The sequence below is a fragment of the uncultured Clostridium sp. genome, assembly GCF_963515715.1.
In the GTDB taxonomy this organism is placed as follows: Bacteria; Bacillota; Clostridia; order Clostridiales; family Clostridiaceae; genus Clostridium_AW.
Genome location: NZ_CAUPZS010000026.1, coordinates 15,069 through 30,852, shown reverse-complemented (window position 1 = coordinate 30,852; position 15,784 = coordinate 15,069). Strand labels below are relative to the sequence as shown.

Annotated in this window: 21 protein-coding genes; 19 read left to right on the top strand and 2 right to left on the bottom strand. The window is 31.3% G+C overall.

What is annotated here, in order from left to right:
* The first annotated feature begins 48 nt into the window (after positions 1-48).
* From RYO54_RS15755 to RYO54_RS15710, 10 genes are all read left to right on the top strand, one after another.
* Positions 49-1,080 (top strand): alpha/beta hydrolase, encoded by a 1,032-nt coding sequence (locus RYO54_RS15755; protein WP_315120856.1) that lies wholly within the window; start codon positions 49-51, stop codon positions 1,078-1,080.
* A 204-nt stretch (positions 1,081-1,284) separates the two neighbouring features.
* The gene (locus tag RYO54_RS15750; protein WP_315120855.1) at positions 1,285-1,761 is read left to right on the top strand and encodes a macro domain-containing protein; all 477 of its coding nucleotides are present in this window, start codon (positions 1,285-1,287) and stop codon (positions 1,759-1,761) included.
* A 50-nt stretch (positions 1,762-1,811) separates the two neighbouring features.
* On the top strand, positions 1,812-2,492 hold the full coding sequence (locus RYO54_RS15745; protein WP_315120852.1) for a hypothetical protein: 681 nt from the start codon (positions 1,812-1,814) through the stop codon (positions 2,490-2,492).
* 63 nt (positions 2,493-2,555) lie between these two features.
* Positions 2,556-2,861, top strand: coding sequence for a DUF6506 family protein (locus RYO54_RS15740; protein ID WP_315120933.1), 306 nt, complete (start codon positions 2,556-2,558; stop codon positions 2,859-2,861).
* A 72-nt stretch (positions 2,862-2,933) separates the two neighbouring features.
* Positions 2,934-3,161, top strand: coding sequence for a PF20097 family protein (locus RYO54_RS15735; RefSeq protein ID WP_216438836.1), 228 nt, complete (start codon positions 2,934-2,936; stop codon positions 3,159-3,161).
* 85 nt (positions 3,162-3,246) lie between these two features.
* A complete protein-coding gene (locus tag RYO54_RS15730) occupies positions 3,247-3,393 on the top strand; it encodes a hypothetical protein (RefSeq protein WP_315120847.1) in 147 nt (48 codons plus the stop codon).
* 63 nt (positions 3,394-3,456) lie between these two features.
* On the top strand, positions 3,457-3,642 hold the full coding sequence (locus tag RYO54_RS15725) for a hypothetical protein (RefSeq protein ID WP_315120845.1): 186 nt from the start codon (positions 3,457-3,459) through the stop codon (positions 3,640-3,642).
* A gap of 249 nt (positions 3,643-3,891) precedes the next feature.
* Positions 3,892-4,716, top strand: a complete 825-nt coding sequence (locus tag RYO54_RS15720) for a nitroreductase family protein (RefSeq protein ID WP_315120842.1) — start codon at positions 3,892-3,894, stop codon at positions 4,714-4,716.
* Between the two features lie 167 nt (positions 4,717-4,883).
* Positions 4,884-5,429 (top strand): GNAT family N-acetyltransferase, encoded by a 546-nt coding sequence (locus RYO54_RS15715; protein ID WP_315120840.1) that lies wholly within the window; start codon positions 4,884-4,886, stop codon positions 5,427-5,429.
* A gap of 124 nt (positions 5,430-5,553) precedes the next feature.
* Positions 5,554-7,614, top strand: a complete 2,061-nt coding sequence (locus tag RYO54_RS15710; RefSeq protein WP_315120838.1) for a penicillin-binding transpeptidase domain-containing protein — start codon at positions 5,554-5,556, stop codon at positions 7,612-7,614.
* A 161-nt stretch (positions 7,615-7,775) separates the two neighbouring features.
* On the opposite strand, the gene RYO54_RS15705 is transcribed toward RYO54_RS15710, so the two are convergent.
* Entirely contained in the window at positions 7,776-8,249 is a 474-nt protein-coding gene (locus RYO54_RS15705; protein WP_315120835.1) for a pyridoxamine 5'-phosphate oxidase family protein, read from the bottom strand.
* A gap of 102 nt (positions 8,250-8,351) precedes the next feature.
* Entirely contained in the window at positions 8,352-9,761 is a 1,410-nt protein-coding gene (locus RYO54_RS15700) for a PLP-dependent aminotransferase family protein (RefSeq protein ID WP_315120832.1), read from the bottom strand.
* 358 nt (positions 9,762-10,119) lie between these two features.
* Here RYO54_RS15700 and RYO54_RS15695 point away from each other — a divergent pair, with 358 nt between their 5' ends.
* The 9 genes from RYO54_RS15695 (at position 10,120) to RYO54_RS15655 (ending at position 15,568) form a co-directional block, all read left to right on the top strand.
* The gene (locus RYO54_RS15695) at positions 10,120-10,551 is read left to right on the top strand and encodes a hypothetical protein (RefSeq protein WP_315120829.1); all 432 of its coding nucleotides are present in this window, start codon (positions 10,120-10,122) and stop codon (positions 10,549-10,551) included.
* A 206-nt stretch (positions 10,552-10,757) separates the two neighbouring features.
* Positions 10,758-11,117 carry a hypothetical protein gene (locus RYO54_RS15690; RefSeq protein WP_315120826.1) on the top strand — a complete coding sequence of 120 codons (360 nt, stop codon included), beginning with the start codon at positions 10,758-10,760 and terminating at the stop codon, positions 11,115-11,117.
* Between the two features lie 312 nt (positions 11,118-11,429).
* On the top strand, positions 11,430-11,951 hold the full coding sequence (locus tag RYO54_RS15685; RefSeq protein WP_315120824.1) for a GNAT family N-acetyltransferase: 522 nt from the start codon (positions 11,430-11,432) through the stop codon (positions 11,949-11,951).
* A 142-nt stretch (positions 11,952-12,093) separates the two neighbouring features.
* Positions 12,094-12,396: an LPS biosynthesis protein gene (locus RYO54_RS15680; protein ID WP_315120821.1), complete on the top strand. Its 303-nt coding sequence runs from the start codon at positions 12,094-12,096 to the stop codon at positions 12,394-12,396.
* Positions 12,397-12,534: 138 nt separating this feature from the next.
* Complete coding sequence (locus RYO54_RS15675) at positions 12,535-12,918, top strand: hypothetical protein (protein ID WP_315120819.1); 384 nt, start codon at positions 12,535-12,537, stop codon at positions 12,916-12,918.
* A gap of 230 nt (positions 12,919-13,148) precedes the next feature.
* On the top strand, positions 13,149-13,829 hold the full coding sequence (locus tag RYO54_RS15670; RefSeq protein WP_315120816.1) for a hypothetical protein: 681 nt from the start codon (positions 13,149-13,151) through the stop codon (positions 13,827-13,829).
* A gap of 162 nt (positions 13,830-13,991) precedes the next feature.
* Positions 13,992-14,231: a hypothetical protein gene (locus RYO54_RS15665; protein ID WP_315120813.1), complete on the top strand. Its 240-nt coding sequence runs from the start codon at positions 13,992-13,994 to the stop codon at positions 14,229-14,231.
* A 167-nt stretch (positions 14,232-14,398) separates the two neighbouring features.
* Positions 14,399-15,169 carry a hypothetical protein gene (locus RYO54_RS15660; RefSeq protein ID WP_315120810.1) on the top strand — a complete coding sequence of 257 codons (771 nt, stop codon included), beginning with the start codon at positions 14,399-14,401 and terminating at the stop codon, positions 15,167-15,169.
* A gap of 159 nt (positions 15,170-15,328) precedes the next feature.
* Positions 15,329-15,568, top strand: a complete 240-nt coding sequence (locus RYO54_RS15655; RefSeq protein WP_315120807.1) for a PF20097 family protein — start codon at positions 15,329-15,331, stop codon at positions 15,566-15,568.
* Positions 15,569-15,784 lie beyond the last annotated feature (216 nt).

Sequence of the window (15,784 nt, the reverse complement as noted above, 5' to 3'; positions counted from 1 at the left end):
CCAAGAGGAAAAAGAAAAATATTTAAAAATGGTGAAGAAGGTAGGAAAATGATTAAGATAAAGTCATTCATAAAATGGTTTTTAACAGCGATGATTATTATAATTATCGTCGGCTTGTTCGTTCCAACTTGGACTCCATCTATAGGAGGAGAAAATAGTATTAGTGAACTATCACAAATATCAATAAACGGAGCAGAGCATCAATTTATGATCAGAGGAAAGAATAAGAACAATCCTATTATCATTTTTGTACATGGAGGACCCGGTTGTTCAGAAATTCCTTATGTGACTAAATATCAAGATATATTAGAAAAAGATTTTACCATTGTCCATTATGATCAAAGGGGAAGCGGTAAATCATATCATTTTTTTGAGGATTATTCCAACATTACATCACAGTTATTGATAAGCGATTTATTAGCCATAACAGACTATATTTCTAAACGTTTTGATAAGAGAAAAATATTGTTGGTAGGACACTCCTTTGGAACTTATATTGCTTTGCAAGCTGCTGCACAAGCGCCAGAAAGATTTACTGCCTATATTGGTATTGGCCAAATGTCTGACCCAATTAAAAATGAATTAAATAGTTTAAAATATTGTCTTGAGCAAGCGCATGAAGCTGGGAATGCTAATGATTTTACACGACTTGAAAGCCTAACAGGCCATATTGAGAAAGGTAATATTATAACCCCTAGAAATTACATCAGAAAGTATGGTGGAGCATCAAGGCTTATTGATGATAATGGCGACTATCTTGAAGGTTTTCTGACTCACCCAGAATATAATTTGCTTGATGTAATACGTTATTTTCGTGGAGTGTCTGTTTCTCAAGATGTATTATTAGCTGAATCTACAAATAATCCTTTACCAAGTCTTGTGGAAAGTATAGAAATTCCATGTTATTTTATTATGGGACAATATGATTATATGACAACAGTTGAATCAGCAAAGGAATACTTTGACTCTATTAAGGCTACTGAAAAAGAATTTATAATATATTCAAACTCTGCTCATTATCCTCAATTTGAAGAGAAGGAAAAATTTGCACAATGGTTAACTAATAAGTTTTCAAAATAAAAAATTAGATGATTTATGAATACCGCATTATTTATTACATATGCGGTATTTTTGTTATGCAATTTAAGTATATATAAGCTGAATCATGCACTTGCATATTAATTTATATTTTATTATATAAAAAACTACGTTACGATAAATGGAAATATTGGTGTATAATTGTAATAGATACGTCTTAAATACGTCATAAAGCAGGAGGATATAATGGAAAAAAGAGAAATAAATTATATAAAAGGTGATGTAACAAATCCTAGTGGAGAAGGTAAGAAAATTATTGTTCATGTTTGTAACGACATAGGTGCATGGGGAAAAGGTTTTGTTTTGGCCTTGTCAAAAAGATGGATAAATCCTGAGCAGGAATATCGCAATTGGTATAAAGATGGAGAAAATTTTAGTCTTGGCGAAGTACAGTTTGTAGAAGTAACGTCAGATATCGTCGTTGCAAATATGATTGGACAAAGGGGTATAAGGTCAAATAAGTCTGTTCCTCCAATTAGATATGAAGCTATTAATAAATGCCTTGAGAAAGTTGGAGATAAAGCCGGTGAAATGCAAGCCAGCGTCCATATGCCAAGAATAGGTTGTGGACTAGCTGGGGGAGAATGGAGATTTATTGAACCATTGATTAAGCAAAATCTTATTGAAAGAAACATCCATGTGTTTGTCTATGATTTTGAGTAGTAAAAAGTAATAGGAAGTAGCAAGAAATTTCTAAGTGAAGATTATATAGTATGAAAGGAGAAAGTATGAATTTAAAAAAGAAAGACATCAATAGCTCTGATTTTTTATCTTTAGCATTATATGCTTTTGGAGGATTAGGTTTAGAAGTATTATTAGCTTTTATGATCGAACCATTAGTATATGGGAAAAGTATAAATGATTTTACTACCTTTGAGAGCATTCTTCATTGGATAATTACGTGCATTATGTGGGGAAGTGCTGCAGCTATATTAATAAGGTACTCAAGAGAAAAATATAAATTTAATATCTTTGAGGAAAGAGATAAGATAGAAAAAATAAATTGGTTTATTGCTTTAGTGATTTTAGGGGTTTGTATTATCATTAGTAACTGGAGTTGGAATGGATTTAAAATCTTAAAAGAGCTTGAACGCAATGGTTGGCTAAAATTTATCTTTCAATATATTTATTATTTATTTGAAGTTATACTTGTTATGTTAATTATAGTATTTGGTCAAAAGGCTGGAGAAATGCAGTTCAAAAACCACAAAGTTCCTTGGGGAGGTATACTTGTTGGACTAACATGGGGATTAGTCCACATGCTTACAAAAGGAGATTTGATGATAGGCTTAACAGCATGCTTAGCTGGCATTCTATATGGTGTCACATATCTTGCCTTAAAGAAAAATATTTATGCTACTTACCTATTAGTGTTACTTATGTTTATATTATAGTTATTGGAATATAATTTCATTATGTTAAAAAATAAATGTTATTTATAAGAGGGAGGCAATTATATTAAGAAAAAATTTGCATTTTTACTTATGGGAAGTCATTATAATCCAGAGGAACATAAAGCTTGTTTCGAAACTGAAAAACAGATTACCTATATTTTCACAGTTAGAAGTTTGGAGGAAGCATATGATAAGCTTTCTTTTTTGGAAAGTGAAGGTGTCGGCGCAATAGAGTTATGCGGAGCATTTGGAGAAGAAAGTGCTGAAAAAATGATAGAATTAACTAATAACAAAATAGCTATTGGCTATGTTACCCACAAACCAGAACAGGATAATTTATTTAGTGATTTCTTTTCAAATTTCGGATAAGATACTGATATATTTAGCATTAAATACTGTAGTTGTTGACTAAATAGCAGAGTTTGAAAGGGGGATAATTACATGAAATGTCCATATTGTGAGGGGGAGATGAAACGAGGCTTCATACGTGGAGAGAAGTATTCTCTTAAATGGGTTCCTGAAGAAAAAAAGAATGCCATATTTCTATCTCTTGTAAAGGGAATAAAACTATCCAATTTATATGATACAGATGGTGTAGAATCATTTTGTTGCGAAAATTGCAAAAAGATTCTTATTGATATAGAAGATAAAATCGACCAACAAAAATGAATACAAGCTGTTTATAAGATGTAATAGCTATAAATTTGGTTGGATTAAATAGCTACAAATAAATTAATAGAGAGGCTATATATTTATGGGTAAAGTTATTGAAGATGAACATTATTATAACAACAGGTATATTGTTGTCAACCACATAGTAGAATTTGAAAGGGCATATATGGTTGATGAAAATAAGTTTGCCATATTACCTGGGAAATCCAAATCATCTATTTCCATATGAATGTGATGCAATTATTATTTAGGTCCAAATAGTAGGATAGGACGAATAAAGAGGGGGAGAATTATGAGATTAATTGGATTATATATACTTTTAGGAATAGTTGGGGTTATACTGGCTTTCTTAATAAGCATTGATGGTAGCATAGCTAATGGTAATTTTGTTTTTGCAATGTGGATAATGGGTTTTTTTAGCCCTTCTATTTATGTGTTAGACAAGTTATATAAAAAAATTAAAGACGAGAAGTTTTAATTATTACTCAATATTCTTATAAGCCGTGATAATTAAATAATTTATTTATAACACAGTATTATTCAACGTGAATATACGGTGTTTTTGTTTTTCGATACAAGAAAGTGTAATGTAGCTATTTAAATTGAGAATATGGTATAATTTTCTTATTAGCAATAAATATCAAACTAAAGAGTGTTAATATAAGCTACACTTTAGTGTCAATAGTATTGCAATACGAATCAAATATTTCTAGAAAAGAGGAGTTTTATGCAGGAGTTTGAATCTACAATTCAAAAAGATGATAGTGGAAGACTGACATTTATTGAGCTTCCTTTCAATGCAAAAAAAGTGTTTAATATGCCTAAAGGTAGTATTCATGTGGCTGGCTCTATTAATGATGTACCATATCGGCTAAAACTGCTTTCTAGAGGCAATAATAAACAAGTTATGCAAATTAATAAGGTACTGCAAAAGCAGTTAGAATTTACTGGTGGACCAATGCCTGTAATGGTTAAAATGATGCTTGAAGATGAGATGGTAAATACTACTACAAAAACAGATCTTAAGCTTTTAGAAGATAACAATAAAGTGCTTGAAATAATAAAGTCAAGAAGAAGCATACGGAAGTATAAAGATTCTTCTCTTTCCGAAAAACAAATAAATACTATTCTTTATGCAGGTTTGTGTTCGCCATCTGCTAAAAACAAACGACCATTTCATTTTGTAGTTATTCAAGACAAAGAAATTCTTGTGGAATTATCAAAGAATAACACAAACGCAAGGATGTTAGCAGATGCTCCTTGCTGTATCGTTATATGCGGAGATAAAGCGGTTGAAAGTACCACAGAGTTTTTGTATGCAGATTGTTTTGCTGCAGCTCAAAATATGCTACTTTGTATTCATAGTATGGATTTAGGTGGGGTTTGGTGTGGTGTGAAAATTAATTCTGATTGGTATAAACAAATAACTCGTATGCTAAAACTACCAATAAAAGCTATCCCTCTTGCTGTTATTTCTTTGGGAGTTTCTGATGAAAGCAAAGAAGAGATTGAACGTTTTGACAAGAGTAAAATTCATTTTGAAAAATGGTAATTAGGTTCGTCTTATTACAATTGGATGTAATAAGGATAAAAATTAATAATTATTTAAAATACCGTATTATTCAACGTGAATATGCGGTGTTTATGTTTCGTAATTCAAATAGATTGTAATGCAACTATTAAAATCGAAAATATAAATAACGCTACTGGAGGTAATTTATGACTATTGAAAATATAAGGATAGAAGGTAAAAGTCTAACATGGATACTTCGTTGTCCAACAAAATATGATGCAATTGAATTATCTAAATTAAGAGTTAAAATTGATGGAGAAACAGAAAATCTTGATAGGGAATCTGGTGAAGGTCTATTAACTCCAGAAGATTTTGAAAGACTTATTTATGAAGATTCAATAGCGGAAAAAACTTTATTTTTAGTTGCAGAAGTAGAAGGTAAAATTGTTGGATTTACTCGTTGTGAAGGAAATAAATTAAGTAGATTTAGGCATAAAGCAGAATTTGGAATATGTATATCAGAGGAATACTGGGGGCATGGAATTGGTAAAGTACTACTAGAAAATATTTTGATGTGGGCGGATACTGTAGGAATTGAAAAAATTTCATTAACTGTGCTACAAACAAATACAAAAGCGATTGAATTATATAAAAGATATGGATTTGTAGAAGAAGGATTGCTAATAAAGGACCGTATTCATAAAGATGGAAACTATTATAACACAGTTATAATGGGAAGATTATTAGAATAGATACTAATAACTAAAATATAATATTATAATTTTACGGATTATCAATATATTATACATAAAAAGAAAAGAGGTGGATTTTAGTGAGAGTTTCATAGTTGTTACATGACTTTCACTAAAGTGATTTATGTTAAAAGAAAATTTAAAAAGGCCATTTACTGTACTAATGATAATGATACTAGTTTTGGCGACCTTTAGTTTAGTGGGATGTTCTTTCGGAGGAAAAAATTCTGTAGAAACCTTTAATGTATATAAAGATTATTGGCAGAAGAAAGATTATAAAGCTATGTATGGCATGCTATCTAATGAAGCAAAATCTAAAATAACTGAAAAGGATTTTGTAGATAGATATTCAAATATTTACAGTGGCATAGAAGCAAATAATATTTCTATAAATGCAGAAAGTACTGATAAAAATGCAGAAAAAACACCTTTCTCTTTAACTATGACAACTGCAGCTGGAGATGTAACTGTTGATGGCTATGAGGCAGATATGATTAAAGAGAATATAGATAATAAAAAAGTTTGGACTATTAATTGGAGTGAAAAAATGATATTTCCTCAAATGGAATCTCAGGACAAGGTTAGAGTAGAAACTATTCTAGCTAAAAGGGGAGAAATTTATGATAGAAATGGACATGGACTTGCTATAAATGGAACTGTAGTAACTATTGGTGTTAAACCTGAAAATTTCAATGCAGATCAAGAAGCTAATATTACAAAGCTAGCTAAAATTTTGGATATAAAGCCTTCAGTAATAGAAGATAAGTTAAAAGCTAATAGTAATCCGGAACATTTCGTACCTATTGTTAATATATCCGCTGATAAAAAGGATATAATTGCACAGGCTATGGAAATTATTGGAGTAATACATAGCAAACCAGAGAGTAGAATCTACGAAGGTGGAGAAGCCATAGGTTCATTAATAGGTTATGTGGGAGATATAACAGCAGAAGAGCTTGAAAAATCGGATGGCCAAGGGTACAGCGCTGTAAGCAAAATAGGAAAGAGGGGATTAGAACAGGTTTATGAAGATAAATTAAGAGCTAAAGATGGTAAGTTTATTTATATATCCAAACAAAAGGATGGGACAGAATCAGAAAAAATACAAATAGCAAAAACAGAACCTAAAGATGGAGAGAACATAACTCTTTCCATAGATTTAGAACTCCAAAAGAAAATATATGAGAGCATGAATGGGGAAAAGGGAGCTTCTACGGCTATAAATCCTAAGACCGGAGAAGTTCTAGCTATGGTAAGTTCTCCATCCTTTGATCCGAATCTATTTACTACCTATGCTCCTGAAAGCGTTAAAGAAAAATGGGAGAAGGATAAATTTATACAATTTGACAATAGATTTAAAGCAGCCTATGCACCAGGTTCAACCTTTAAGTTATTTACTGCAATAGCAGGATTAGAAAAAGGCAGTATAAATCTATCGGAAGCCATTAATGTGCAAGGAAAACAGTGGCAACCTGATGGCAGCTGGGGATCATATAAGGTCACAAGGGTAGCAGATCCAGGAAAAGCAATAGATTTAAAAAATGCCTTCGTATACTCTGATAATATATATTTTGCACAACAGGGACTTAAGATGGGCAAAGAGACTTTCATAGAAAAAGCAAAAGCCTTCGGTATAGGAGAAGAATTGCCTATAGATTATCCAATTGCAAAATCTCAAATTTCTAATGATGGAACAATAAAGAACGATATTCAACTAGCAGATAGCTCTTATGGACAAGGGGAAATATTAATGAGCCCATTACATGTAGCTTTAATGTATAGTTCCGTGGTGAATAAAGGAAATATAATGACGCCTACACTTCAGCTTCAGGATGATAAGACGCCAGCAAAAGTATGGAAGGAAAACGTTGTTTCCGAGAAAAATGCAAATATATTATTAGAAGATCTTACAGCAGTTATAGAGGACCCATCTGGTTCAGGTCGTGAAGTTAAAATAAATGGAGTAGCATTGGCTGGTAAAACAGGTACGGCGGAATTGAAAAAGAGTATTGAGGATACTAGTGGGGAAGAGTATGGATGGCTTGTGACTATGAATACTGATAATCCTAAGATGGTACTAGTTACCATGATTGAAGATGTTAGATCAAAGGGTGGAAGTCATTATGTTATACCTATGCAAAAGAAAGTATTAGAGTACTATTTTATTCACAGAGGAAGAAATTAAATAGAAAATAATAAAGATATAAAGTATCAGAGAAATAATTTAAATGTAGTACGGGAGGAAATCCTGTACTACGTCTTTTTTTATTCCCATTGGGGCGGTTTGGAAAATAAGTATCTATTATTTGCGTATAAAGATTTCAATTGATGGACATTCTGCGTTTACTATAAATAGTATTTTCCAGTCATTTCCGTCACATCAATTCGTATCACCGCTGTACCTTTAATCATATTGTTTGGAATTTCGTTATTTACCAAATGAGGTGTATATTTTTCCACGATTTTTTTCAAGACATTTCTTTTTTCCTCCATATCATCCACAAGTTTGGCAGTACCGGAGATAATCACACTTTCATACTTTGTATTTGTATCGCATGGTTTTCCATTCGGGTCCAGCAGCAGTTTATCCATTTCATAAACAGAAAATCCAACTCTGGAATCGTGGTCAATATTGTCGATCTTTTTACCCTTTGGTAACCCATGGACAAAGAGTGAATTACCGTAATAGACAAAATGGATTGGAATACTGTACGGTGTGCCATCGGGATTCAGTGTTGCCAAACTGCCGGTTTGTGCTCGCTGAAGCAAGTGGTTTATCTGTTGTTTAGTCAAAGGGTGTGTTTTCATGCGGTGTTCCATAATATAGCCTCCTTATCATACTGTTTCTTTTTTCTTTACTATACTATAAAACCGGCACCTTCATAAGAGCCGGTTTTGATAATTTTATAGGATACAGTTGAATTAACCGAACCAAGCTTGAGATAAAATCTCCACAGCCCTCGGAATATCCTTCTCTGGCATCATGCCATATCCCAAGACGAGGGCATTATTCCTATAATTTTGTTTGTTCAGCCAGAAAGGAGATACAGGACATACCTTGATTTTGTATTCAAGTGCTTTTCGGACAAGTTCATCTTCCTGCTGTCCATCCAAAAACTCCAGAAGAATATGCAATCCAGCTTGGTGACCATAGACTCGCACCTTATTCCCAATATTTTGTTTGATTGCATCAATCAAAATATCGTGCTTCTTTTTTTGAGATAGACAAATCTTCCGTACATGCTTTTCCCAATGCTCATCCGCCATAAAGCGAGCCAGAATTTTCTGTTCTATCAATGGTACAGTACATTGGTATCCAGTAAACCTCTCTTGATATGCCGGTAGCAACCATGTCGGCAATATCATATATGCCATCCGAAGGCCAGGAGAAAGTGCTTTGGAGAATGTACCAATATAGATTACGCGCTCATATTGATCAATGGATTGGAGAGATGGAATTGGCCGCCCGTTATAGCGAAATTCGCTATCATAGTCATCCTCGATAATGATATTGTCATGTTCTCGCGCCCACTTCAGTATTTCGATTCGCTTATGGATTGGCATAACAGCGCCCATTGGAAACTGGTGGGATGGCGCAATGTGAACCATTCTTACAGATGATGCGGCAAGTTCATTTAGTCCAATCCCATCTTCACAAACTGGTATCGGCGAAATATTGAATCCATTCTTTCGGAAAATGACACTAGCACCATTATAGCAGGGTTCCTCCATAGCAACCTTTTTTTCCACGTAGGGAAATATTTTTATCATAAGTTCAAGAGCGGATTGTGTGCCACTACAAATTATAATCTGTTCCGGTTTGCAGTTGACTCCACGGCTGTGATACAAATATTCCATGAGTTGAATTCGCAAATTTATGTCGCCTTTTACATCGCCGTAGCTGTGGACGTCTTGCGCATCCGGTCCATCCAATACATCAGTCATATACTTCCTCCAGAGCTGATACGGAAAACTCGCAGCATCGAGATTTCCATATTGAAAATTATACCGGATATTTTCAATCCCACCATTGGAAGCAACAACCACCGCTTCACTTGTTGTTAATCTCTCCGTTGCTTTCTGGTTAAGATTAAATTGCAAATTGTTGACCACATAGCCCGAGCTTGCCACGCTTGTAATGTATCCCTCCAGCACTAGTTGCGCATAGGCATTTTCGACAGTATTACGTGCAATTTGCAATTCTCTTGCCAATGCCCTCGTGGATGTTATCCGTGTACCGATAGGCAAATTTCCCATAAGAATATCATGTTTTATTTGTTCATATATCTGCTGATAGATTGGTTTTTGGCTTTCACGCTCAATGTGCAGCATTTACACTTCCCCCATTCACTGATATCTGCCACAATTATATCATAAAAAGATTAACTGTATCCTATAAAGGTCGGATAATCTGCCATATACAACATATCACTTTGTGCGTATACTATCATATAGTTAAAAATACATTACCTCCTGTTGACTGCCTATCTTCCTATTTTTAATTTTCGGTAGTTGCTTCCTTATGCACCATGGAATAATCCAGGGTTTATTATTATTTCTGATGTTTAGAAATACGTTACATTTGAATTAAGATATTAAGAAGTTATATACAATTGATGGATATATTGCTGTATAATTGTATTATAATGGAAAGAGAATATTGTTTATATAATCTTGCGTGGAGGTAAATATGAATAAAAGCAAGAAAAATGCTATAGTTGTAAATGTGTTTCTTATGATCTGGTTTTTTATGGATATGGTGGGGTTAAACATTGGCGATAATATTTTGGTAACAAGTTCATATAAAGATGATGGTATATTTTTCATTATTTTATTAGCGGCATTTATCTGGTTTATTATAAGGGATGATATTGGAAAATATGTTCTAGTAGGCTGGCTTTTTATTTGGTTTGCAACACAGTTTTATTTTCATTGGTATTTTACTATGTTTGGTCCATGGGAAGGAAAAATTAATTATTTTGCTAATACTATAAAGTTAATACCATCTTCTAATATTTACATACCTGATTTATATCATATAGTATTGCATGTATTAATTCTGGCTTCGTTAATAAGTATGATCACATATTGTGTTATTCCAAAAAAAGAAAAAATAATATAATTAGTAGATCATCAGTATAATCTAAAATTACTTCATTATATTATATTACACCGTATTATTCATAAATGAATTTTACGGTGTCTTTATACTTGTTGTAAAAATAGCCATGTATTTCCATTAAATATGATATAATTATTATTAGTTAAGTGGAAATAGTAGAATTATGTGAAGTATGAACTATTTATATAATAGGAAGGTGAATAAATATGAAGAAAGTATTTTCTATAATTGTTGCACTTACCTTGTTGATTTCTATAACTGCCTGTGGCAAAAAGGAAGATATTACTCACATGGGAGTTAATGCTGAAATTTTAGAAATAAGTAGTGAAGTAAAAGGGATGGTTGTCAAAGGTCGGGATAATAACAGCATGTTGGGCGAAAAATGTTATATTAATTGTGAAAATCCGGACACATATTTTATTTATGTAGATAACAATACCGGTGAAGTAAGGAATTTAAGTTTTATTGATTTATCTGTTGGAGACATAATAACAGTGGATATAAAAAAGGTTGAGGATAAGTATGCCTCAACTTCAAGAGTTCAACTATTGAAGCGAGCAAAATGAGCATTATATAATTAAATAATTTATTTTTAATACCGTGTTATTCAATGTGAATATGCGGTATTTTCTTTTGTAATAAAAAGATTTCATGAGATATTAAGATATAGCTAAGCGTAGTTACTGAAATAAAATCACGTATAGAAATTTAACACTTACTATAAAGGTAACTATATGTTACCATTAACGCGATATAATCACCATTAGCTAAGTCAAAATGATAACTTATTACGGCTGATTAAATCATACAATAGCAAATCTCTATATTTTAGTATATAATCAATTTTAAATGTAGATATAGTTGGAGGAATGAAATTTATGGAAAAATATTTAATTAAAGAATGTAGTTTAGAAGATATAGAAAGAATTAAATACCTAAGTGAAAAAACATTCTATGAAACATTTTCTAATGAGAATACAAAAGAAGATATGGAAAATTATTTAAAAGAAAATTTTTCTTATGAACAGTTAGAGAGTGAAATCAAAAATAATGGTTCAAGATTTTTTTATATAATCGAAAATAATGAAGAAATAGTTGCATATATGAAACTTAATTTTGACAAAGCACAAACAGAGACAGGGCATGATAACACATTAGAAGTTCAAAGAATTTATGTATTACAAGAATATAAAAGTAAGCATATCGGTAAAAGGTTAATACAAAAAGCTATAGAAATTGGAAGAAATAACAATCTAAATTATATTTGGTTAGGTGTATGGGAAAACAACATAAATGCGATAAAATTTTATGAAAAGCAAGGATTTGAAAAATTTGATACACATATTTTCAAATTGGGTGAAGATGAACAGACAGATAATTTAATGAAATTCATATTGTAAAGTTTATTTATAATAAATAAGGTAATACACAATTTTCCTATATTACGGACAAGCTGACCACTTATTTAAGATTGATAAAAGGATATTGTGAAATAAATTGAAGGACTATGAATGAAAATTTATATTATACGGGGGAGATAAGATGATTATTGATAATAATCCAAAAGAAAAAGAAGCCATGGAGGCATTTCGCAGAGGAGAACGCTCACTTGGCTATAAACTTCAAGATGAATTTGTAGCGGAATTAAGAGAGAATATAGGAAAAGTAGATCATTGCACCTGCAAAAAAGCATGTAAGTATCATGGCAAATGCGTAGAATGTGTTGCCATACATAGAGCACACAGAGATCATCTTCCAAACTGTTTTAGAAGTTTGGTTAATGAAAAGATTGAAAAACTTTCTGAGTTAACAGAACACAGCATTGTAGAACAAATAAAAAAATAGTGGGTATAGAGAAAACGCCGTATTATTCAAAACTGAATTTTATGGTGTTTTTATATGACTTTTTAAATATATTACAACGTAAATATGATATAATTACCATTAATAATGTGGAAATGGTAGTTTATTACATAAAAGTTAATGAAGTCCGCAATTTACGGATATGACAGTGGAATAGATTTTGAATTGATACCATGCTGTGGATATTTAAGGATGTTTCCAAGTTGTAATAGATACATAACATGGGATACTGAAATAAATGATAATTTAATTATTATCTCCAATATTCAATGTTCAAAAGTTGATAAGAAGGAGTTAAAACCATTAAGCGGCAAAATTGAAATTCAGTATATGGAATATGCAGCCCAAGTGTTGAATTTTGCAAACAAAGTAATTGAATTTTACTCATCGTCCTTACCGAAACAATTTTATTCTAAATATGAGGAAGAAGAATATAAATTATTTTGTAAAGAGTTCAATGAATACCATCAGACTTTAACAAAGGATATAGACAAGAAGAATTGATTCTAAATAGTTTAAATAATTTATTGAGTTAGGGGATATGTATATGAGCAATAATTTAAAAGCATTAGGATTACATCTAATTATTGTTTTTATAATTCTTATTCCTGTGTCACTTTTAAGTAGCCATTTTCTTATTGAATACATTAGAAATATGTAATTATATAGATGCTTATATTTATAAATACATATAAGTTGATGGTGAACAATGGCATAGTTTATATATCAGTTGTTTGGCAATCGTAAGATATTACGAAGCAAAAATAGAAGAACAAGGAGTATATAAGATGATATTAGTATGGTATATAATTGCATCCTTAATTGTTAGTATAGTATTTGGCCTTCAAATACTGATATTAATGTTATTGAAAAAAATAAACATCAATACAAAATTATCGAAATACATATTTCAACTATTGTTTTTGGTAGCCTTTTTTATATTATATTTTAATGCGCCAGTTAAAGTCCCCGTGCTTAATATTGTAGGTATCTTTACTTTCAAAAACATTATTATATTTTTAGTTACTATATTTTTAACGTCATATATTGTAAGTTTTGAAAAATGTGAAAAACATAATTTTTTTGAATGGTCACTTCTTGGCATTTCAATGGAAATACCTCAAAGGCTCTTTATGCAAACATTTTTCATGATTGTATTAAGAAATATGGAAGTGAATAATGCTGATTTGATATCAATATTATTAAATACCATCTTATGGATACAATTTATTTTTGTTCAAGACATAATATGTGGACAAAAGATAAATCGTTCAGTTATTCCTAAAATATTATCTTCAGTATGTTTTTCATTAGGAATGGGAATGTTATATGTTTGGAGTGGATGTATTATCGTAACTATGATAGGACATGGGACAGAACGTATTTTATCTGATAAATTACGTGAAAAAAATTGATTCTATTATTAATTATTTTCATTCATAGTATGTCAAATTTCAGTTGTATTACGAAATAAGAAATAGAATTTACCCTTTAGAAGATGGATATATTAGTATATAATTGTAATAAAATACTTAATAGTAATATTAGGTAGGTTATAATAAAGGAGAGGATGATCTATGACAGGCAATAAAGTAGATGAAGGATTTGAACTTATATACTGGAACTTGAGTTATAGAAGAAAATTTATTAGAACCTTATGGATGATACCTTTTTGCACTGCTGTATTAGTATTTATATGGTTTATAAATAGCAATAGTGTAATGAATACCATATTAACAACATTCTGTATTGTTGTGTTTCTTATACAGTTAATCTATACTTACTCAAGATGGAAAAAAGATGAACACTCTCCTTAAAAGTTAATTAATAAAATTACAGTAGAAGAAGTTTAATCTGCAAAATGAAGATAGGTCAATATACAGGTATAGCCCCATGGACATTAAGCGGTGTAAGTTCAATATTATATCGCTTTAGTAAAAAAACGAACTAAAGATTATTAAGGTTTTTGACAGGAGTGATTTAGATGAAAACCAAAATTATAAGTGTGCTTATTGTGTTTCTGTTAAGTATTTCAATTACTGGGTGTTCGGCCGGGAAAAAAAGTTTAAACTTAAACAATAGCAGTAGTACAAGTAGTAACAAAATTTCTGATACCAGTGCTCCAACAAGTCCTTCTTCTACCTCTTTAGACAGCAATAGTGAAGACATAAAGACCCAGATGCTATCTAATAATTCGGTATTGGAAGCATATAAAGCAGTATTGCAGAACAAGGCTGAATTTTTCAGCACAGATAACAAGAAAAAATTATATTTGAATGATTTTTTAACTAACGAAGAAATTTATGGCACTATCTTCAAAGTAACGCACTTTACGGTACTTGACATGGATGGTGACAAAGTGCCTGAAGTTGTTCTTGAATTATCAGTAGGCAATGAACCACAGTTTTATGAAGTCTTGCATTATATGAATGATACAGTTTATGGATACCTTATTGGGTACAGGGGTTTAGAAGGGCTAAAAGAAGATGGAACATTTCATTATTCAAGCGGTGCGGCAGATAATGGATTCGGAAAATTGAAATTCGAGTTAGATACCTTTAAAACTGAAATATTGGGGTACAGTAAGTCAAGTCAAGGCGATGGTAACTTAATCATATCATATTTCATTAATGATAAACCAGTTACAAAAGAATCCTTTGATTCTTTCGTGAATGAACAACTTGAAAAAAAAGATGCAGTATGGTATGAATTTTCTCAAAAGAATATTGAAACTGAACTCTCTATAAATCCATGACGTATTTTTAAAATGCAGTTAATAGACATAAATAGCAGGCAAACTGCACATTATTCTTATATTGTGAACAAGTTTACCATTCATTTGAGATTAGTAAAGGGATATTGTAAAAATATGCGTAGTAAAAATTATTTATATTTTAAAGAGGAGATGGGATTTATGAAATGTCCGTATTGTGGTGAAGAAATGGAACAAGGCGTCATACAAAGCCCACATGAAATCTCGTGGAAGAATAAAAAATCTTACATTGGGAGAGCAAAATTTCATGAAGGGTCAATTATTTTATCGAAGTTATATATGCTCCAAGGTTCAGCAGTGATAGCCAACTGCTGCCGTAAATGCGAAAAGATTATTATAGATTATAAAGATGGTAGTTGTGATATGAACCAAGTAAAATGAGTAGTAGTTAGATATTGAAGCTCATACAAGAATTTTAACAGAATGGTTTCCAAGTAGTCAGTACAAAAGAAAGGAAAAGGTACCTCACTTAGAAGTTTATCTTGGTGACAATACAAGTTTTAAAGATTATAATTAGGAAATTTGGATATCAGTTATTTAATTTCTTACTATGAGTATAATCTTTAGTTGATATAGAGAAAACACCGCACTATTCAA